The 18,838-nt window shown below is 62.6% G+C and carries 16 protein-coding genes and 1 pseudogene; 15 read left to right on the top strand and 2 right to left on the bottom strand.

Going from position 1 to position 18,838, the window contains the following annotated elements:
* Position 1: 1 nt before the first annotated feature.
* The 7 genes from E0W60_RS32425 to E0W60_RS32395 are packed head-to-tail and all read left to right on the top strand — an operon-like array spanning position 2 to position 8,272.
* A complete protein-coding gene (locus E0W60_RS32425; protein ID WP_135706920.1) occupies positions 2-976 on the top strand; it encodes a tripartite tricarboxylate transporter substrate binding protein in 975 nt (324 codons plus the stop codon).
* A complete protein-coding gene (locus E0W60_RS32420) occupies positions 973-4,065 on the top strand; it encodes a xanthine dehydrogenase family protein molybdopterin-binding subunit (protein WP_276609615.1) in 3,093 nt (1,030 codons plus the stop codon). Before E0W60_RS32425 ends, E0W60_RS32420 begins: the two co-directional genes overlap by 4 nt.
* The gene (locus E0W60_RS32415) at positions 4,062-4,877 is read left to right on the top strand and encodes an FAD binding domain-containing protein (protein ID WP_133092739.1); all 816 of its coding nucleotides are present in this window, start codon (positions 4,062-4,064) and stop codon (positions 4,875-4,877) included. The genes E0W60_RS32420 and E0W60_RS32415 overlap by 4 nt, the downstream gene beginning before the upstream one ends.
* 44 nt (positions 4,878-4,921) lie before the next feature.
* Entirely contained in the window at positions 4,922-5,449 is a 528-nt protein-coding gene (locus tag E0W60_RS32410; protein ID WP_133092984.1) for a (2Fe-2S)-binding protein, read from the top strand.
* Complete coding sequence (locus E0W60_RS32405; RefSeq protein ID WP_135706919.1) at positions 5,442-6,989, top strand: AMP-binding protein; 1,548 nt, start codon at positions 5,442-5,444, stop codon at positions 6,987-6,989. The genes E0W60_RS32410 and E0W60_RS32405 overlap by 8 nt, the downstream gene beginning before the upstream one ends.
* A gap of 33 nt (positions 6,990-7,022) precedes the next feature.
* On the top strand, positions 7,023-7,829 hold the full coding sequence (locus E0W60_RS32400; RefSeq protein WP_133092737.1) for an enoyl-CoA hydratase/isomerase family protein: 807 nt from the start codon (positions 7,023-7,025) through the stop codon (positions 7,827-7,829).
* Positions 7,830-7,831: 2 nt separating this feature from the next.
* Positions 7,832-8,272 (top strand): tripartite tricarboxylate transporter substrate-binding protein, encoded by a 441-nt coding sequence (locus E0W60_RS32395; RefSeq protein ID WP_167884662.1) that lies wholly within the window; start codon positions 7,832-7,834, stop codon positions 8,270-8,272.
* Here the strand turns inward: E0W60_RS32395 and E0W60_RS32390 are convergent.
* Positions 8,224-9,120, bottom strand: coding sequence for an IclR family transcriptional regulator (locus tag E0W60_RS32390; RefSeq protein ID WP_135706917.1), 897 nt, complete (start codon positions 9,118-9,120; stop codon positions 8,224-8,226). The two genes, E0W60_RS32395 and E0W60_RS32390, sit on opposite strands and share 49 nt — an antisense overlap.
* Positions 9,121-9,367: 247 nt before the next feature.
* On the opposite strand from E0W60_RS32390, the gene E0W60_RS32385 reads away from it, so the two are divergent.
* The 8 genes and pseudogenes from E0W60_RS32385 to E0W60_RS32350 form a co-directional block, all read left to right on the top strand.
* Positions 9,368-10,567, top strand: coding sequence for an ABC transporter substrate-binding protein (locus E0W60_RS32385; protein ID WP_133092734.1), 1,200 nt, complete (start codon positions 9,368-9,370; stop codon positions 10,565-10,567).
* A gap of 112 nt (positions 10,568-10,679) precedes the next feature.
* Positions 10,680-11,555 carry a branched-chain amino acid ABC transporter permease gene (locus E0W60_RS32380; RefSeq protein ID WP_135706916.1) on the top strand — a complete coding sequence of 292 codons (876 nt, stop codon included), beginning with the start codon at positions 10,680-10,682 and terminating at the stop codon, positions 11,553-11,555.
* Positions 11,552-13,384, top strand: coding sequence for a branched-chain amino acid ABC transporter ATP-binding protein/permease (locus E0W60_RS32375; protein ID WP_135706915.1), 1,833 nt, complete (start codon positions 11,552-11,554; stop codon positions 13,382-13,384). Before E0W60_RS32380 ends, E0W60_RS32375 begins: the two co-directional genes overlap by 4 nt.
* Complete coding sequence (locus E0W60_RS32370) at positions 13,381-14,112, top strand: ABC transporter ATP-binding protein (RefSeq protein WP_135706914.1); 732 nt, start codon at positions 13,381-13,383, stop codon at positions 14,110-14,112. Before E0W60_RS32375 ends, E0W60_RS32370 begins: the two co-directional genes overlap by 4 nt.
* Before the next feature lie 111 nt (positions 14,113-14,223).
* The gene (locus E0W60_RS32365; protein WP_135706913.1) at positions 14,224-14,925 is read left to right on the top strand and encodes a cyclase family protein; all 702 of its coding nucleotides are present in this window, start codon (positions 14,224-14,226) and stop codon (positions 14,923-14,925) included.
* Positions 14,926-15,001: 76 nt separating this feature from the next.
* Positions 15,002-16,132, top strand: coding sequence for a CobW family GTP-binding protein (locus tag E0W60_RS32360; RefSeq protein ID WP_135706912.1), 1,131 nt, complete (start codon positions 15,002-15,004; stop codon positions 16,130-16,132).
* A gap of 19 nt (positions 16,133-16,151) precedes the next feature.
* Entirely contained in the window at positions 16,152-17,552 is a 1,401-nt protein-coding gene (locus E0W60_RS32355; protein ID WP_135706911.1) for an amidase, read from the top strand.
* Positions 17,522-17,650, top strand: a pseudogene (locus E0W60_RS32350) (transposase); the annotation flags it as partial. The gene E0W60_RS32355 and the pseudogene E0W60_RS32350, both read left to right, overlap by 31 nt.
* A 234-nt stretch (positions 17,651-17,884) precedes the next feature.
* Here E0W60_RS32350 and E0W60_RS32345 read toward each other — a convergent pair.
* Positions 17,885-18,835, bottom strand: a complete 951-nt coding sequence (locus E0W60_RS32345; RefSeq protein WP_133092727.1) for an N-carbamoyl-D-amino-acid hydrolase — start codon at positions 18,833-18,835, stop codon at positions 17,885-17,887.
* Between the last annotated feature and the right edge of the window lie 3 nt (positions 18,836-18,838).

The following is an 18,838-nucleotide window of genomic DNA, read 5'->3' as shown; positions in this document are numbered from 1 at the left end:
GATGATTCGCAAAACGCTTCGCGTGGCCTTCGGCCTCGCCTTCGCATCGCTGCTTGCCGGTACGGCGGTGGCGGCCGAAACCTATCCGGCCAAGCCGATCCGCCTGGTGGTCCCTTATCCGCCCGGCGGGTTCAACGACACCCTCGGCCGCGTGGTTGCCAGCAAGCTGAGCGCAGCCTGGGGCCAGCCGGTGATCGTCGACAACAAGCCGGGTGCCGGCACCATCATCGGTACCTCGTTCGTCGCCAAGGCCGCTGCCGACGGCTACACGCTGCTGGTGGTGCAGTTCCCGTTTGCCGCCAATCCCTGGCTGTACAAATCGCTGCCCTACGACACCAGCAAGGACTTCGTCCCGATTATCCTGGCCGGCCAGTCGCCGATGACGCTGGTGGTCTCGCGCGGTTCGTCGATCCGCTCGGTACAGGACCTGGTGCGCGCGGCCAAGGCCGCGCCGGGCAGCATCAACTACGGCTCCTCCGGCAGCGGCTCGTCGAACCACCTGGCGATGGCGCTGTTCGAGCGCACCGCGGGCATCAGCCTGTCGCAGGTCCCCTACAAGGGCAGCACGCCGATGCTGACCGACCTGGGCGGCGGGCAGGTGGAGGTGGCGTTCGACGCGCTGCCGCATGTGCTGCCGCTGGTGCGCGCAGGGAAGATCCGCGCCATTGCCGTTGCCGACCACCATCGCGCGGCGTCCGCGCCGGAGTTGCCCACGGTATCGGAGGCGGGCGTGCCGGGCTACGAGGTTTCGTCCTGGCACGGCTTTGTCGCGCCGGCCGGTACGCCACCGGCCATCGTCAGCAGGCTCAACGCCGAGATCAACAAGATCCTGAAGATGGAGGACGTGCGCAAGACCTTCCAGGAGCAGGGGGTCGCGCCCGCGGGCGGCAGTGCCACGGACTTCACAACCTTTATCGGCAAGGAACTGGGCAAGTGGCAGAAGGTCGTCCGGGACGCAAGGATCCCGCCGCAATGAGCGATACAGCGCTGCTTAATGGCGCCCCGGCGGCACGCACCGGCAGCGGCGACCAGCATGCGCTGCGCCAGGGCCGGGCCGAGCCGCCCCGCGTCGCGCCTGGCGACACCGCGCCGGGCCGTAAGCCGCATGTGGGCCGCTCGATGGAGCGGCTAGAAGACGCGGCGATCCTGTGCGGCCGCGGCCGCTATGGAGACGACCTTGCGATCAAGCCCGGTACGCTGCATGCAGCCGTGCTGCGTGCGCCGCATGCTCATGCGGAACTGGGCGAGATCGATGCCGCCGCCGCGCTGGCTGCGCCCGGTGTGCATGCGGTGCTGACCGGTGCGGACCTTGCCGCGTGGTCGCGCCCGTTCGTGGTCGGCGTGAAGTCGCCGATGGAGCAGTGGGCGCTTGCCGTCGATCGAGTGCGCTACGTCGGCGAGCCGGTTGCGGTGGTGGTGGCCGAAAGCCGGGCGCTGGCCGAGGACGCGCTGGACCTGGTCAAGGTGTCGTACCGTGTGCTGCCACCGGTGGTCTCCATCGAGGGCGCGCTGGAAGCCGGCGCGCCCGTGCTGCATCCGGCAGTCGGCACCAACGTGGTCAGTGACCGCAGTTTTCGCTATGGCGAGCCGGAAGCCGCGTTCGCGGCGGCGCCGCACAAGGTCAGCCTGACCGCGCACTACCCGCGCAATACCTGCGCGCCAATCGAGTGCGGCGTAGTGATCGCCGAATACCTGGCTGGCGAGGAAGGCTACGACGTCACCTCCAATTTCATGGGGCCGTTTTCGCTTCATGCGGTGATGGCCATGGCGCTCAAGGTGCCGGCGAATCGGCTGCGCCACAAGGCGCCACGCGACTCGGGCGGCAGCTTCGGCGTCAAGCAGGCCGTGTTTCCCTACGTGGTGCTGATGTGCCTGGCCGCACGCAAGGCCGGCGCACCGGTGAAGTGGGTGGAGGACCGGCTCGAGCACCTGAGCGCGGCCACCTCCGCGACCGCCCGCCTGACCACGCTGGAAGCCGCGGTCGAGGCCGATGGCCGCATCGTCGCACTTGCCTATGACCAGGTGGAGGACTGCGGCGGCTACCTGCGGGCGCCGGAACCGGCCACCTTTTACCGCATGCATGGCTGCCTGACGGGTGCCTACGCGATCCCGAACCTGCTGGTGCGCAACCGCGTCGTGCTCACCAACAAGACGCCCACCGGGCTGGTGCGCGGTTTTGGCGGCCCGCAGGTGTACTTTGCGCTGGAACGGCTGGTGCAGCGGATCGCGGTCGAACTGGGCCTGGACCCGCTCGATGTCTACCGGCGCAACTTCGTCGCCGCCGATGCCTTCCCCTACCGCACGCCGTCCGGCGCGCTGCTCGATTCCGGCAACTACCAGCTGGCGCTGGCGCGCGCGCAGGCCGAGGGTGGCTACGAAGCGCTGGTGCGGCGCCGTGACCAGGCGCGCAGTGAAGGGCGGCTGTACGGTATCGGCTTTGCGGCCATCGTCGAGCCGTCGGTGTCGAACATGGGGTATATCACCACGGCGATGCCAGCCGAGGCCCGCAAGAAGTCGGGTCCAAAGAACGGGGCGATCGCCAGTGCGACGGTCAGCGTGGACCTGCTGGGCGGCGTGGTGGTGACGATCGCGTCGACGCCCGCGGGCCAGGGCCATATGACCGTCTGCGCGCAGGTGGTTGCCGACGTACTGGGCATCGAGCCGGCCGACGTGGTCGTGAACGTCGAGTTCGATACGCACAAGGATGCCTGGTCGGTAGCTTCCGGCAACTACTCCAGCCGTTTCGCGGGCGCCGTGGCCGGTACGGTCCACCTGGCCGCTATGCGGGTGCGCGACAAGCTGGCGCGCATTGTCGCACCGCAGATTGGCTGCGCACCCGAGGCGCTGGTGTTCGGGGATGGTCGCGTCTTCGTGCAAGGCGCCGCCGACGCGGGTTTGCCGTTTGGACGCGCGGCCAGCAATGCGCCGCACTGGTCGCCGCAGTTGTTGCCCGCGGGCGAGGAGCCGGGCCTGCGCGAGACCGTGTTCTGGTCGCCGCCCAATCTGGAGGCGCCGGACGAGGCCGACCGCATCAACACCTCCGCCACGTACGGTTTTGCCTTCGACATGTGCGGGGTAGAGGTCGACCGCGCCACCGGGCGCGTGCGCATCGACCACTATGTCACCGCGCACGACGCCGGCACGCTGCTCAATCCGGCATTGGCCGACGGGCAGATCCGGGGCGCTTTTGCGCAGGGGCTGGGCGCGGCGTTGATGGAAGAGTTCCGTTACGGGGCGGACGGCAGCTTCCAGTCCGGCACGCTGGCCGACTACCTGATGCCGACCACCTGTGAAGTGCCGGACCCGGTCATCGTCCACCTGGAGACGCCGAGCCCGTTCACGCCGCTGGGGGCCAAGGGCCTGGGCGAAGGCAACAACATGAGCACGCCGCCGTGCATCGCCAATGCCGTGGCCGACGCGCTCGGGATCCCCGACATCAGGCTGCCGCTGACGCCCCCCCGGGTGATGGCGCTGCTGGGCATCGACGACCCGCCACCCTCCCGCCCGGAACTGCTGGAGGCGGCGCGCGCAAGCCAGCCGGCTGCCGGCGGGCGCGGGGGCAAGGCGCTCACCGCGCGCGGCACGGTCGATCTGGCGGCCAGCCCGGAAGCCATCTTCGCGGTGCTGCTGGATCCCGAGGCGCTGGCCCGGGTGGTGCCCGGATGCCATGCGCTGGAGCGCACGGCCGAGAACCAGTACCGCGCCGACGTGACCGTTGGCGTGGGCATGATCAAGGCCCGCTACGCCGCCGAGATCTCGCTGTCCGATCTTGACCCGCCGCACCGTTTGCGGCTGGCCGGCGCCGGCATTTCGTCGCTGGGCAGTGCAAGCGGCAACGGCGTGGTCGAGCTCGTGCCGCACGGCAGCGGTACCCGCCTGACCTACGACTATGAGGCAGAGGTGTCCGGCAAGGTCGCCGCGGTCGGCGGGCGGATGCTGGAGGGCGCGGCCAAGGTGGTGCTGCGCCAATTGTTCGAATCGCTGGGGCGGCAGGCCGCCGGCGAGCCCGCGCAGGCGCCGGGCTGGTTGGCGCGCCTGCTTGCCCGCCTGGGAGTCCGCCGATGAAACCCGCGGCATTCGATTACGTGCGTGCGCGGACCACGCAGGAAGCACTGGAGGCGCTCGCGCGCGGCGGAGAGGGGGCCCGCGTACTGGCCGGGGGGCAGTCGCTGATGGCGGTGCTCAACATGCGGCTGGCGCAGCCCCAGCTGCTGGTCGATATCTCGCGCACTGACGAGCTCAATACCGTACGGGTCGAGCAGGGCCACCTCGTGGTCGGCGCCGCCGCCACGCAGGGGAGCGTCGAGTGGCGCCCGTCGCTGGCCGACGAGGTTCCCTTGCTGGCACTGGCGTTTCCGTACATCTCGCATTTCCAGATCCGCAACCGCGGTACCGTGTGCGGTTCGATCGCCCACGCCGACCCCAGCGCGGAACTGCCGCTGGTGCTGCTCGCGCTGGGCGGCGAAGTGGTGCTGCGCTCCTCGCGCCGGCGCCGCGTGCTGCCCGCAGCGCGGTTCTTCCAGGGCATGTTGATGACGGCGCGCGAGCCGGATGAACTGGTGGAAGCGGTGCGCTTTCCGCTGCGCCGCGCGGGTGCGCGCTACGGCTTCACGGAGTTCTCGGCACGGCATGGCGACTTCGCGCTGGTCGCGTGCGCCGCCATCGTGACCGACGACGCCATCGCGCTCGCCGTGGGCGGCGTGGCCGACCGGCCGGTGCTGGAGACCTGGCCGCGCCTGGAAGGCCGCGCGCTGGCGGAGGCCATCAACGATTTCAGTTGGAAGCTGGGCGCACAGGATGACGCCCATGTCAGTGCGCAGTATCGCCGCCACCTGGTCAGGCAGCTGGGCATGCGGGTGATCGAGGAGGCAAAGTGAAACACAAAGGAACCATCGCCGCGGGTGAGTTGCCCGCTGCCGTGATGCGTCGCGACGAGCGGCGCTGTATCTCGGTAACCCTGAACGGCCGGCAGCGCAGCGGCTGGTGCGAATCGCGCGAACTGCTGTCGGACTTCCTGCGCCATGAACTGGGCGCCACCGGCACCCACGTGGGCTGCGAGCATGGCGTCTGCGGCGCCTGCACCGTACAGGTCGACGGCGTGGCCGCGCGCTCCTGCCTGATGCTCGCTGTGCAGGCCGAAGACCGCCGCATCGACACGGTCGAAGGACTGGCGCCGGACCACCAGCTTGGCGACCTGCAGCTGGCGTTCCGTCGCCACCATGCGCTGCAGTGCGGCTTCTGTACCGCGGGCATCCTGATGTCATGCGCGGACTACCTGCAGCGCGTGCCGGACCCCACCGAAGCCCAGGTGCGCGAGATGCTGTCCGGCCATATCTGCCGCTGTACCGGCTACACGCCGATCGTGGCTGCCGTGCTGGACGTGGCGGCCGCGCGCGCACAGGCACGCCGGGCCGGCGCGCAGCCCGCGAAGGAGGCAAGCCATGCTTGACCTGGGACGCACTTTCCTGCAAAGCGTGGAGCGCAGCCCGCACGCGCTCGCCATCGTCGATGGGGACCTGGGGTTGACCTATCTCCAATGGCACGAACGCATCCTGCGGGTGGCCGCGGGTTTGGAAGCGCAGGGCCTGCGGCGTGGCCAGCGGATCCTTGCCGTGCTGCAGAACCGCTGGGAGATGGCCACGCTCCACTGGGCCTGCCAGTTCACCGGCGTGGTGATGGTGCCGCTCAACTGGCGTGCCAAGGCCGACGAGATCGACTATTGCATTGGCGATGCGGAGATTCGTGCGCTGGTGTACGAACCCGTGAGCGCCGAGGCCGTGGCCGCAAGCGCGGCCGCGCAGGCCATGCCGCGCATCGGCCTGGACAACGTTGCCGGTGCGACGCTCGCCTTCGACACGCTGCTGGAAAGTGTGCCGCACAGCGGCATCCCCCAGGCCGGCGCCGAGGATGTCTCGCTGATGCTCTACACCTCCGGCACCACCGGCAAGCCCAAGGGCGTGCCGCGCAGGCACCGGCAGGAACGCGCCGCGGCGCTGGCGCACGTGGCGCAAAACCTGTACCGGCACGGAGAGCGCACGCTGGGCGTGATGCCGCTGTACCACACCATGGGGGTGCGCTCGCTCCTGGCCATGGCGCTCGTTGACGGGCTGTTCGTCTGCCTGCGCCGCTGGCATGCCGCCCAGGCGCTGTCTGAGATCGCCCGCCTCCGGCTTACCTGCCTCTACCTGGTGCCGACGCTATACCACGACCTGCTCGGCGACCCGCAGTTCGATGCCGTGGACAGCAGTTCAGTCACCAAACTGGGGTTTGCCGGCGCACCGATGAGCGATGCCTTGCTGCAACGCCTGGCCGAGGCCTTCAGGCCGGAGTTGTTCGTCAACCACTACGGCTCGTCGGAGGTATACACCTTCAGCGTCGACCAGCATGCCACCCACAAGCCGGGCAGCGCGGGCCGCGCTGGGCTCAACACGCGGCTGCGGGTGGTGCGGCTCGATGCCAGTTCGCCCGATGCGCTGGCCACGCCGGGCGAGGAAGGGCAGATCATCGCCGACCTGCTTGGCGACGAGGCCTTCGAGGGCTACTGGAACCGCGACGACGCCAACAGGAAGTCGCTGCGCGACGGGTGGTACTTCACCGGGGACACCGGGTACTTCGATTCCGATGGCGACCTCTACGTGACCGGGCGGGTCGACGACATGATTATCAGCGGCGGTGAAAATATCTCGCCGGTAGAGATTGAGTCGGTGCTGTCGCTGCATCCTGCGGTCGATGAAGTGGCCGTGGCAGGCGTGTCCGATCCACGCTGGGGCCAGCGCGTGGTGGCCTTTGTCAAGCGCAAGGCCTTCGTCAGCGCCGACGGGCTCGACGGCCATTGCCGCGCGTCGGATCTGGTCAACTTCAAGCGACCACGCGACTACGTCTTCGTCGCCGATATCCCGAAGTCGCCGGTGGGCAAGATCCTGCGGCGCAAGCTGTCCGCGGGCGAGTACACCTGCGACGTGCTGCTGCCGCCGGACGGCGCGGCGTGAATTCCCGAGCAAAACCAAACCAGGAGCAAAGACATGACCCAACTGACCCACCGCGGCCAGGACCTGCTGAAAGATCTCGACGGCTTTTCCGTCGATGTCGACGCCGCGCGCGAGCGCGCCGACATCGTGCTGCATCGCCCGCCGTACAACGTCATCTCGATGCATGCCCGCGACCAGCTGCGCATGGCCTTCGAGGCGCTTGACGACGACGAGCGCGTGCGCGTGATCGTGGTGCGCGCCCAGGGCAAGCACTTTTCCAGCGGCGGCGATATCAAGGGCTTCCTCGAAGCTTCGCCCGAGCATGTGTCGAAGCTGGCATGGAACGTTGCGGCGCCGGCGCGGTGCAGCAAGCCGGTGATCGCCGCCACCCAGGGCTACTGCTTCGGCGTGGGCTTCGAGTTGTCGCTGGCGTGCGATTTCCGCATCGCGACGGAAAGCACCGAATATGCGTTGCCCGAGCAGAAGCTCGGCCAGATCCCCGGTTCGGGCGGCTCGGCACGCCTGCAGAAGATGGTTGGCATTGGTCGCACCAAGGACATCGTCATGCGTTCGCGGCGCATCCCGGGCAAGCAGGCCTATGACTGGGGCCTTGCTGTCGACTGCGTGGCTGACAGTGAACTGGCCGCCGCTACCGATGCGCTGGTCGACGAGCTGCGCGGCTTCTCGCCGCTGGCGCAGCGCACCGCCAAGAAGCTGCTCAACGACACCGAGGACGCGCCGCTGTCGATCGCCATCGAACTGGAAGGCCATTGCTACAGCCGGCTGCGCAGCTCGGCGGACTTCCGCGAGGGCGTCGAGGCGTTCCACGGCAAACGCACGCCGGCCTTCCGCGGCGAGTGAAGGTGGCTGGGCCGCAAGGCGCTGCGGCGCCGCGCGGCCGGCGCGTCAAAGGGAACCTCTACAAGAAGCTGCCTTACGACACGGCCAGGGACCTGGTGCCGGTGGCGCTGGGCGCCTATTCGCCGAACCTTCTGGCAGTTCGCGAGGATTCGCCGATCCGCTCGCTCAAGGACTTCGTGGCGTTGGCCAGGTCAAAGCCGGGCAAGCTCAACTACGCGTCGGCGGGCAACGGCACGTCGAATCACCTGACCATGGAGTACTTCAAGAGCCTGGCAGGCATCGACCTTACGCAGGTGCCCTACAAGGGCAGCGCCCCGATGGTCACCGATCTGCTTGGCGGCCAGGTGGGACGCACCGACGGTAGCGGGTTGCCATTCCAAAACCAGGCGGTCGCTCAGCGGTGGGCTATGGTGGATTCCACCTCTAACGCGCGAGTACTGTAAAGCTCACCTTCTGCGAGCAAATGAGCATATTGGGCCATGTCAAAGTTCGATTGATGAACAAGATTCTGAATCTTGCGCGACTCCTTCCGGAGCAGGGCAAGAAATTCAATCTGGCGGCTGACAGGTAGGTGTTCTTCCAAGGCCGTGATACTGATTGCTCCGAGTGGCGCGCCATGGCTGTCATGCACAACGATCCCGACTCCGCTCACGCCTTCGATGAGGCGGCTATCGTGCACGGCATACCCAACCTCCTGGGAGGCTCTGACAATCTCGAGCATTAGCGGAACGCTTAGCTTGCCGTAGCCGAACAAACGCCTCGCGTTGGCGCACACGATCCGCTCGATTTCATCGTCCGGCAGGGACATGAGCAGCGCAAGGCTTCCCGCCCCGACTCCCAGTGGCCGGTGCACGCCGATCTCCAGACTCGGGATATTGATGGCGTTCCGTCCTTCCGCACGAGCGACGGAGATGGCGTCCGCCCCGCTCCGGATCGTCATGAAGGCAATGCCGCCAGTCTCGTCTGCCAAACGCTTCAGCGATGGCTCGCAAAGCTGCCAGAGCTTGAAGTGAGAGGCCGCGGTCAGACCCAACTCGAAGAGACCATATCCCAGCAGGTACCGCCGAGACGTCGCATGTTGCATCACCAACCCCTCCCGAATCAGGCAGTTGAGCATCCGATGGACGGTAGGGCGTTCGATACCGAGTTGTTTGGACAAATCAACTAAGCGTAAACCATGAACGCTATAGGAAGCGATCTCGCGAAGGATCCTTGCCGCGCGTTCGATGCTCTGCGTGCCGGACGTTTTACTACGTTCAGAAAATGCTGGGATAGGGGCCACCTTTTTCATCTAAAGAGTCTCCTTCGATGCTTTCGCAACCACATGGTCCATATCGTGGACTTCTATTTTTACCAAGAAGCGTTGTAACTCTTTGATCCTAAGGATATCTTTTTAACAACTTTGTGGCAATTAAAAAGAGTCCACAACATGGACGCCCCAAACCGGGGATACAAGATACGGTTTCATTAATAACCGCCTTAAAAGAGTGCGTAAAGAAAGTTTCCTGCACCGTTATGAGACAAATGGGGAGTCTGCAATGAAGTCGATATTCAAAAGTTCGTTTCGCAAAGTGACAGCAGCTGCATGCGCTGTAATCTGTACGACGGCCGCCCAAATCGGCCATGCGCAGGAGCGCCAGCCCTGCATTGGCTTGTCGGGCGCACTGACGGGCCCGCAGGCCTTTACTGGACTGGCGGCTCGGATGGGGGCCGAGATCGCGATCGACGAGATCAACGCAAGCGGCGGTGTGCTCGGCAAGAAGTTCGTGCTCAAGGTGTATGACGACGGCGGTCAACCGCCCAAAGGCGTCGACAACGTCAGGCGCATCGCCATGGCCGACAACTGCATCGCCATACTCGGCGGATACCATAGTGGCGTTGCCCTCGCAATGCGTGAGCCTATTGAACAGATCGGCATCCCTTACGTCGGCGTCATGGCGGCGGGAACGAAAATCATCGAGCACGATTCGGGCAAAAATGCTTGGATGTTCCGGGTCTCGGCCAAGGACCGTTGGGTTGCGCAATACCTCGCAGATGTTGCGCTGCGAAAATCCGCGAGCAAGAAAATTGCCGTCTTCTATGAAAACACAGGCTGGGGAAATGGGGCCGCTCCCGACGTGAAGGCGGCCTTGCAGGCTAAGGGCATCAGTCCCGTTGCCATGGAGACGTTCAACTGGGGCGACCAGGATATGACGGCGCAACTCATCCGGGCGCGGGATGCAGGCGCCGATGCGATCGTCATGTTTGCGTTGGACCGGGAAGGCAACCAAATTCTCCGGGGGATGGACAAGCTCAAGTACAAGCCGGTAATCGCCAGCGCCTGGGGACTGGCCGGGAACCTGGGCGAACTCGCCGGCCCGTTGGCGAATGGAGTGCTGGTCTTCCAGACTTTTTCCTGGATGGGCAAGCAAGAGCCCAGGACGGCCGCCGTGTATCAAAAGATCGCCGACAAATACAAGGTCAAGAGCCCTGCTGACCTGAAAATGGGGAGTGGCACCGCGAATGCATACGACGCCGTACATATCCTCGCAAAGGCTATTGCAGGAGCCGGAAGCTATGACCGTGTGAAGGTCCGCGACGCACTCTACCGAGTCAAATATGAGGGCTTGGTGGCGAATTACGATCCGGCGTTCGGACAGGCGCAAGAGCAGCACGATGCGATCAAGCAGAAATACTACAAGCTCACTGCTTGGTACAACGGTTCACTGTTGCCGGTAGACCAGACTCCCTACAAGTAATCGCGCATTAACTATCCATAACAGAAGCATTGATTCGGATGCTTCTGCTGGATCTCTTTTTGCCCGAGTTTCCTAAAACGTATATCCGAAAGGATAAGAGGAGGGATCTGCAATGAGCTCCTTTGTGCAATACATCCTCAGCGGACTGTCCATCGGGGCGATCTATAGCCTGATCGGGTTGGGGTTCTGCATCATGTGGTCAGCTTGTCGATCGGTGAACTTCGCCCACGGCGACGTCCTAATGGTCGGAGCTGTGATCGCCGTAGTCTCTATGGACGCGAATATCCCAATAGTGCTTGGGATCCCTGCAGCAATCCTTGTATGCATCGGCTATGGCGTGCTAATCGAGCGATTTGCCGTTCGTCCGTTCAACAAGGACGGTACGGCGATCGGCTGGATGCTAACCACGATTGCGATCGGCATCATGGTGGAGTCGTATGCCACGATCAAGTTCGGATCGTTCGCGAGAGCCTTGCCTTCCCCCGGGGTAGACAAGCCCATCTCAATTCTCGGCGCCGGCGTCTACGCTCAAGAGCTCTTCATTCCGGCCTTTGCCGTCTTGTTCATGCTTGCATTGGACATTTTCTATCGACGGACCGTGCTAGGTCGTGCCATGCGGGCAGTTGCATTAAATCGAGTGGCAGCGGGTCTGATGGGCATCAACGTAAATCGCATCACTGCCATTTCCTTCGGCTTGGCCGCAGGTCTCGGGGGTGCCGCAGGGGTTCTCGTCGGACCAATCATACAGGTCTCTACGACGATGGGCGTGCTCATTGGCCTCAAGGGCTTCGCCGTTGCGATCATGGCAAGCATCACGAGTGCACGTGGCGTAGTGATTACGGGTCTGCTCTACGGCGTCATGGAGAAATTCGTGGAGGGCTACATCAGCACAGCGGCACGGGAAGTCATCGGATTCTCAATCATGATTCTCGTGCTGCTCGCGTTCCCTCAAGGCGTGTTTGGCAAGAAGGAGGCCATGAAGGTATGAAAGCCGAAAAACTCAGATCCTTGTTGTTTCCCTCGCTCGTAGGCGCGCTCGGCGTAGGGATGGCTTTGTTGCCCCAGTTTGTGTCGAACACCTATGAGCTGCGTATATGGATGCTTCTAACCATTTACGCGCTTGTCGCACTTGGTCTAAACATCCTGGTAGGCCTCACGGGACTGGTGAGTCTGGGGCAGGCAGGACTCTTTGCCATCGGTGCCTATGTAGCCGCGATTCTGGCCGCCAAGCTTGGCGTCGGATTCGCCGCCACAATCGTAATTGCGACGATAGTAGCCGCCCTGTTCGGCGCATTACTCGCCTACCCAACGGTACGTGTCAAGGGCGTTTATCTTGCCGTCATCACAATCGCATTCGGCATTATTGTTGAGAACGTTGCCATTGAGTGGCAGGGCGTAACAGGTGGAACAAACGGGATTTCGGCAATTCCGGGGCCAGCCTTTCTGGGTAAAGCGCTGGACGATACGGGATACTTCTATCTACTTGCAGTGCTGTTCCTCGCGGCGTACGTACTGCATTACAACATTATGAAGTCGCGCTTCGGGCGAGCGATGCGTGCGGTCAGTCAGAGCGAAATTGCGGCTCGCTCGATGGGCATCAATCCCATTGCCATTCGAACGTTCTCGTTTGTCATTGCTGCAGCTTTTGCCGGAATGGCTGGCGGTCTGTATGCCTATCTGAATCTGTACGTCAACCCCGACACGTTCAGATTTGACGACTCGGTCCGATTCCTTCTGATGGTTATTCTCGGTGGCTCGGGAACCATCGTTGGGCCGGTACTGGGCGCGAGCGTTCTGACGTTCCTTCCGGAGTACCTGCAGGCTTTCGGGGAGTGGCAACGTTTCGCCTACGGCGCGCTTCTCGCGCTGGTCATGTTCTGTCTCCCGTTGGGCGTCGTCGGTACCCTCTCCAATCTTCGCGGTCGGTTTCGCGCTTCCGTTAGCCGTGCATCCGAGGAGTGGCCGCGGCTCGGCACGCGTATCAACACAATGCTGCAGGTCGATGCGCAACGAGGCGCGGTCTGCCTGAAGACAAAGGGACTGACGATGGCATTTGGCGGCCTGGTTGCCAACGATAACGTCAGTGAAGTTCTCAGGGCAGGGCAGGTTCACGCCGTCATTGGACCCAATGGTGCAGGTAAGTCGACGTTCATCAACTGTGTATCCGGATTCTACGCACCAACCGGCGGGGAGATTGAATTCCTGGGTGTCTCAGCCACTAGAAAGGTGAGCCACGAACTCGCAAGAATGGGGCTGGCACGAACCTTCCAGAACACGGAGCTATTCGGCAACATGACAGTTCTCGAGAATGTTTTGGTCGGCTATCACACGCGCTTTGAAAGCGGATTGCTCTCGACCTTGTTCAGGATGCCTAGCTTCTTTCGTGATGAGAAGCGGTTCCAGGACGAGGCGCAGGTTCTACTTGAGTACGTCGGACTCGCGGGCTTTGCAGATGAACTGGCCAAGAACCTCCCGTTTGGTCACCAGAGACGGCTGGAGATTGCGCGAGCGCTTGCTCTATCACCCAAGCTTCTCTTGCTTGACGAGCCTGCAGCGGGCCTTACGCACGGCGAAATCGAAAGCCTCAGTGGACTGATCCGGGACCTTGCCGCACGTCACATGACGATGATTCTTGTCGAGCACCATGTGGACATGATCATGGCTGTTTCGGACCATGTGACCGTCCTGGATTACGGAAAAGTAATCGCGTCGGGGCCGGTGGCCGAAGTCCGAAACAATCCTGCCGTGATTGAAGCCTATTTTGGCTCAAGCAAGTCACAGGAAGATCCTGAGCCTGCGCTGGAGGTGCGGTCATGAGCAACCCCTTATTGAAACTTGATAGCGTATCCGTGAACTATGGACGGATCGAAGCGGCACGTGCGGTTTCCCTCGAAGTTCACGAGGGCGAGTTCGTCGGCATCATCGGATCAAATGGCGCTGGCAAGAGCTCAACTCTCAAGGCCATCGCGGGGGTCGTGAAGCCGGTTGCTGGCGCCATTACTTTTGCAGGGAAGCAGGTGCATGGCCGTGGTCCGCACGAAATGGTTGCGTGCGGAATCGCGATGGTACCAGAGGGGCGTTACGTTTTCGCGGATCAGACCGTGGAAGACAATCTCATCCTCGGTGGCTACATACACGCTCAGCGAAAGGGCGTCGCGTCCCTGCGGGGAGATATCGACAGGATCTACGACCTCTTTCCACGCTTGAAGGAACGGCGATTGCAAGCTGCAGGTTCCCTCTCGGGTGGCGAGCAGCAAATGCTTGCGATTGGTCGGGGGCTATTGTCCAAGCCCAGGTTGTTGATGATCGACGAAGTATCTCTCGGTCTAGCGCCCAAGGTCCTCGACTTTCTATTTCCGGTCTTGAAAGAGTTGAACCGGCAGGGCTTGGCAATTCTGCTCGTCGAACAACTGGCCGTGCAGGCACTTTCCGTAACCACTCGTGCTTACGTGATGGAGAACGGTCGCATCACCATGAGTGGTCCGTCGGCACAACTCGCCGGAAACCCGGCGGTGATGGAGGCATACCTGGGAAAGGCAGCTTGAAGTCTGCCGCCCTATTGGTCCTATTGGATTGTCGAATCACCGCTGTATCGGCCGACCGGTCGGTAAGAGGAATTCACGTGTTTTCACTGAGAGTAAGAAAGGAGAAGGGAAATGCCACAACGTATCGTTGACCTGACGCTGACGCTGTCTGACAACATGCCGGCGCACAAGCTGTTCCAGCGTCCGATCGTCACGCCGCATCTGACGCATCAAAAGACACAGTCCTTTGGCTTGGGCGTGCCGGAAGACAAGATGACGTTCGCCACGACGTTCATCGCTACGATCGATCATATCGCGACGCACGTGGATGCGTTCTATCACACCAATCCGGACGGCTTGCCCGTGGACGAAATGCCTCTGGACATGTTCATGGGGAAGGCAGTCTGCTTCGATCTGACCCACATCCCGGACCTTGGCGATATTGACGTTAAGGATTTGGAGGAAGCGGAAGAGAAGGCAGGGGTGAAGGTAGACGGTCATATCGTACTGATGAACACCGGCCTCCATAAGCGCCACTACCCGAATGTTGAGGTGGTCTGGACCAATCCTGGCCTGACCGCGGAAGCTACGCACTGGCTGGCTGACCGGGGATCCAAGCTGCACGGCGTCGAGGGGCCGTCCACCGACAAGCCCTCTCATAACCTGTTCCCTAGCCATCGCGTTTGCCGAGATCGTGGCATTACCCACTACGAGTGGCTCGTGAATCTCGAGGAACTGGTCGGAAAGAAGGAATTCATGTTCTATGGCCCGCCTCTCAAGATCCATCAGGGCAGCGGTTCGCCGGTCCGGGCCTGGGCCGTTCTCGATGCCTGAGCGTAGGAACACAGTCTAAATGACAGGGGAGGCAGCAAATCGCTTGCTGCCTCCCAAGCAGCGGAGATACAAGACCATGACCGAAGCGAGCAACAACGACCAGCGGATTCCCATCACGCTGCTGACAGGATTTCTAGGTGCAGGCAAGACAACGCTGCTCAATCGCATCCTGTCAGATCCCTCGAGCGGTCGCATCGCCGTCATTGTCAACGAGTTTGGCGAGATTGGAATCGATGGGGACCTGATCGCCAGGTCGTCAGACGATATGCTGGAACTCAGCAACGGCTGTATCTGCTGCTCCAGTAAGGACGATCTCATCGGAGCCTTGTACAAGCTCTATATGCGTAAGGCGGGCCTCGTAGAACCAAAAGTCGACTTCGAGCGCATTATCATTGAGACCACGGGCCTTGCAGACCCGACCCCGCTTGCGCAGGCCTTCTACACGGATATGTCGCTAAGTCTGACCTACCGTCTGGACGCAATCGTGACGCTGGTGGATGTGGTGCACATCGAGAGCCAGGTCGAAGGCTCGCAGGAAGCGATGAGGCAGGTTGCTCTCGCCGATAAGCTGGTGCTCACCAAGAGCGACCTGGCTACTGATCGTCAGCGAAAGCGCGCCCATGAGATTGTCAATCGCCTGAATCCGTTGTCGCCTAAGGAGGTCGCTTCCTTTGGAAACCTGCGGGCGAACGCGCTCCTTGGCCTCGACTTGTTTGATCCGAATACCAAGCAGTCCGCGATCGCAACATGGATTGGCGCAGAGCGTGCCCACCACGCCAGTCATGGCGGCCATGAGCATCAGCACGACGCCTCCTGCACAGAGTGCGTAACCGGGCATGTGCATGAGCATGATCCGAGTCTATCTCACCTTGCCGATATTGCCTCAATCAGTATTCGAGAGCCGCGTCCACTCTCCTATGACAAGGTGATGAGGTTCCTCGCTCATCAGGTAGAGACGTACGGCAGCAACCTGTATCGGGTAAAGGGATTGCTAAATCTCTTTGAGATCGACAAGCCGGTCATTCTGCAGGGAGTTCAAAGTGTATTCAGTCCGCTGACCTATGCAGAGGATTGGCCGCGTAGCGAGGCGGAAACCCGTGTCGTGCTCATCGGTCGCAGCCTTGCAAAGGACCAGATCCTGGCGCAATTCGAACAGTGCGTCGCGAGTACGGAGCCTCAGCTTGATCGAGCGCTGGGTCTGATTTAAGTCGAAGAGAAAGCTAACCATGCAGGACTACGCATATTCCTCGGCACTTCATCTGCGCGAGGCAATCCTGAGCAAGGCTGTTTCACCGGTCGAGGTCATGAAGGAGTGTCTGACACGCTTGGAAGCGGTCGAGCCGCTGTTGAACTGCTTCGTGACCAGAACGCCTGACCTGGCTATGGACGCTGCCAGGTCGGCAGAAAGGGCTCTGATGGCCGGGGAGCCCGTGGGCCTGCTCCACGGATTGCCCATCTCGGTCAAGGATCTCATCTCCGTGGGCGGTGTGAGGCAGACGTTCGGCTCGCGCTCGATGGCCAGCAACATTGCGAAGACGGATGCGTCGGCCGTAGGGCGCATCAAGCAGGCGGGCGCGTGCATAGTGGGAACCACGACTACGAGCGAATTCGGGTGCAAGGCTGTCGGCGATTCTCCGCTCACGGGCGTGACGCGAAATCCGTGGAATACTGAGTGTACACCGGGCGGATCAAGTTGCGGTGCGGCTGCCAGCGTGGCGGCTGGCGTTACACCATTCGCACTGGGTACCGATGGCGGTGGATCGATCCGCGAGCCTGCGGCACTTACCGGCCTGTTTGGCATCAAGGCTCAGTTTGGGCGCGTGCCGGTGTTTCCCGCCTCAGCCACACCAACGCTGGCGCATGTCGGTCCTCTGGCGCGTACCGTTAGAGACGCCGCTCTCCTATTGTCGGCAATCGCTGGGCAAGATGGGCGCGATCCGTTCTCGGTCGCCGCTCCCGTGCCGGCGTGGCTTCAAGCCTGCGATCTCCCGGTCAAAGGCATGCGATTGGCATGGAGCCCCACGCTCGGTTACGCGAAGCCCGACCAAGAGGTCTTGAGTCTCTGCGAATCCGCGGTGAGGGTTTTTGAGAAGTTGGGATGCGAGGTTGTCGAACTGCCGGAAGGAATTGGCCCAGACCCGGACCAGCTGTGGATGGCGGAATTCTATGCGGGAGTGGGGACACGGTTGAACGGCACACTGAGCGAGTCGCGGGAGATCCTCGATCCGGCCGTGGCATCACTTCTCGACAAGGCGCTCGACCAGTCGCTACTGCAGTACTACACGAAAGTGTTCGCGCGCTACGAGTTTCGCGAAAGGATCCGCGCGATGTTCGAGTCGTTCGATTTGCTGCTCACACCTACAGCGCCCGTGCCGGCGTTCCCGGTGAACGTGGACGTACCGCCTCAGTTTGCGGGACGAAATCCCTGCACCTGGCAGTACTACACATACCCGTTCAACCTCACCGGGCAACCAGCCGCGTCACTACCAGTAGGATTCACATCGGCAGGCTTGCCAGTGGGACTTCAATTGGTCTCGAGGATCAATGCTGAGAGTGACATTTTCCGAGCGGCATCAGCATTTGAAATGGAGAATCCATGGGGGAATATAAGGCCGCCTTGTCTCTGAAGGACGGACAGGGGGTGAGCGCCGTGGCCCGCGAATTGGGTATGTCGGAGCAGACGCTGCGCAACTGGATCAAGGCTGCGGAAGCCGGCAAGCTGAGCGACGACCGGTTGAACGCGCCGCATCCTTACTTTCATTCGCGGCAGAATGGGCGACGTCCCTGACAGCGAAGACAGGAGCAAGGGCCTGGATGACGCCCTGCGGGCGCCACGTTGATTGGCATGCTGCCGGCCACCGCTACGCCGGGCTTCGGTTCCCGAGCCCGCTCGTCGCGTGTCGCGTCCCTCATCCTGCCTCAGCAACCCGGTGAACATCGCCTGGTCTGTTCAGCTCCGTTAGCCAAGCGGCGACCCATCGGCGCGCAGCGTTTCGCCCCTGCGCTCGACGATCATGCCGTAGGCGTGCGGCTGCCGGTGCAGGTCGAAGTTGAAGGTGGTGCGCTTGTATAGCGCGCAGAAGTCGAGGTCGCAGCGTGCGATCGCCACTTCGTCGCCCTTGGTGATGCAGCTCGCGACCACTTCGCCGGATGGCGCGATGATGCAGCTGCCGCCAATGCTGTCGACGCCTTCCTCGATCCCGGCCTTTGCCACGCCGACCACCCAGGTGCCGTTCTGGTAGGCGCCCGCCTGCATCGACAGCTGGTTGTGGAACAGCGACAGGTCGTCGTGCGCGGGCGCGGGCGCGTTGTGCACCGGTGTGTTGTAGCCGATCAGGACCATCTCCACCCCTTGCAGGCCCATCACGCGATAGGTCTCGGCCCAGCGCCGGTCGTTGCAGATGGCCATGCCGATCTTGCCACCGAAGGCCTCGGTGACGCCAAAGCGGTCACCGGGCGTGAAGTAACGCTTCTCCAGATGCTGGAAGCGGCGCCATGGTTCGTGCTCGCAGTGGCCGGGCAGATGCACCTTGCGGTATTTGCCGACGATGGTGCCGCTGCGGTCAACCAGGATCGAGGTGTTGTAGCGAACCTCGCGCCCGTTCTCGTTGGCCAGTTCCGCATAGCCGAGATAGAAGCCCACGCCGAGCTCACGCGACAGCGCGAACAGCGGCAGCGTGTCGGCACTCGGCATCTCGCGTTCAAAGAAGCTGTTGATTTCCCCATCGCTGTCCATATACCAGCGCGGGAAGAACGTGGTCAGCGCCAGTTCAGGGTAGACGATCAGGTGCGCGCCGCAGGCATGGGCTTCGCGCATCATTTCGCACAGCCGCGCGACCACCTGCACGCGCGTATCGGCGCGTGCGATCGGGCCCAGCTGGCCAAGTGCGACATGGATGAAACGGGACACGAT

Origin of the sequence: Cupriavidus oxalaticus (assembly GCF_004768545.1) — a bacterium.
Taxonomy (GTDB): Bacteria; Pseudomonadota; Gammaproteobacteria; order Burkholderiales; family Burkholderiaceae; genus Cupriavidus; species Cupriavidus oxalaticus_A.
The sequence above is the reverse complement of the archived record's forward strand: the minus strand, read 5'-3'. Positions and strand labels throughout refer to the sequence as shown.

Bases quoted from the DNA above. Each gene is read 5' to 3' on its own strand.
- E0W60_RS32400 (WP_133092737.1), top strand. From the start codon at position 7,023: ATGACCCAACTGACCCACCGCGGCCAGGACCTGCTGAAAGATCTCGAC.
- E0W60_RS32385 (WP_133092734.1), top strand. From the start codon at position 9,368: ATGAAGTCGATATTCAAAAGTTCGTTTCGCAAAGTGACAGCAGCTGCA.
- E0W60_RS32370 (WP_135706914.1), top strand. From the start codon at position 13,381: ATGAGCAACCCCTTATTGAAACTTGATAGCGTATCCGTGAACTATGGA.
- E0W60_RS32360 (WP_135706912.1), top strand. From the start codon at position 15,002: ATGACCGAAGCGAGCAACAACGACCAGCGGATTCCCATCACGCTGCTG.
- E0W60_RS32375 (WP_135706915.1), top strand. From the start codon at position 11,552: ATGAAAGCCGAAAAACTCAGATCCTTGTTGTTTCCCTCGCTCGTAGGC.
- E0W60_RS32410 (WP_133092984.1), top strand. From the start codon at position 4,922: ATGCGTCGCGACGAGCGGCGCTGTATCTCGGTAACCCTGAACGGCCGG.
- E0W60_RS32420 (WP_276609615.1), top strand. From the start codon at position 973: ATGAGCGATACAGCGCTGCTTAATGGCGCCCCGGCGGCACGCACCGGC.
- E0W60_RS32425 (WP_135706920.1), top strand. From the start codon at position 2: ATGATTCGCAAAACGCTTCGCGTGGCCTTCGGCCTCGCCTTCGCATCG.
- E0W60_RS32355 (WP_135706911.1), top strand. From the start codon at position 16,152: ATGCAGGACTACGCATATTCCTCGGCACTTCATCTGCGCGAGGCAATC.
- E0W60_RS32415 (WP_133092739.1), top strand. From the start codon at position 4,062: ATGAAACCCGCGGCATTCGATTACGTGCGTGCGCGGACCACGCAGGAA.
- E0W60_RS32405 (WP_135706919.1), top strand. From the start codon at position 5,442: ATGCTTGACCTGGGACGCACTTTCCTGCAAAGCGTGGAGCGCAGCCCG.
- E0W60_RS32390 (WP_135706917.1), bottom strand. From the start codon at position 9,120: ATGAAAAAGGTGGCCCCTATCCCAGCATTTTCTGAACGTAGTAAAACG.
- E0W60_RS32365 (WP_135706913.1), top strand. From the start codon at position 14,224: ATGCCACAACGTATCGTTGACCTGACGCTGACGCTGTCTGACAACATG.
- E0W60_RS32380 (WP_135706916.1), top strand. From the start codon at position 10,680: ATGAGCTCCTTTGTGCAATACATCCTCAGCGGACTGTCCATCGGGGCG.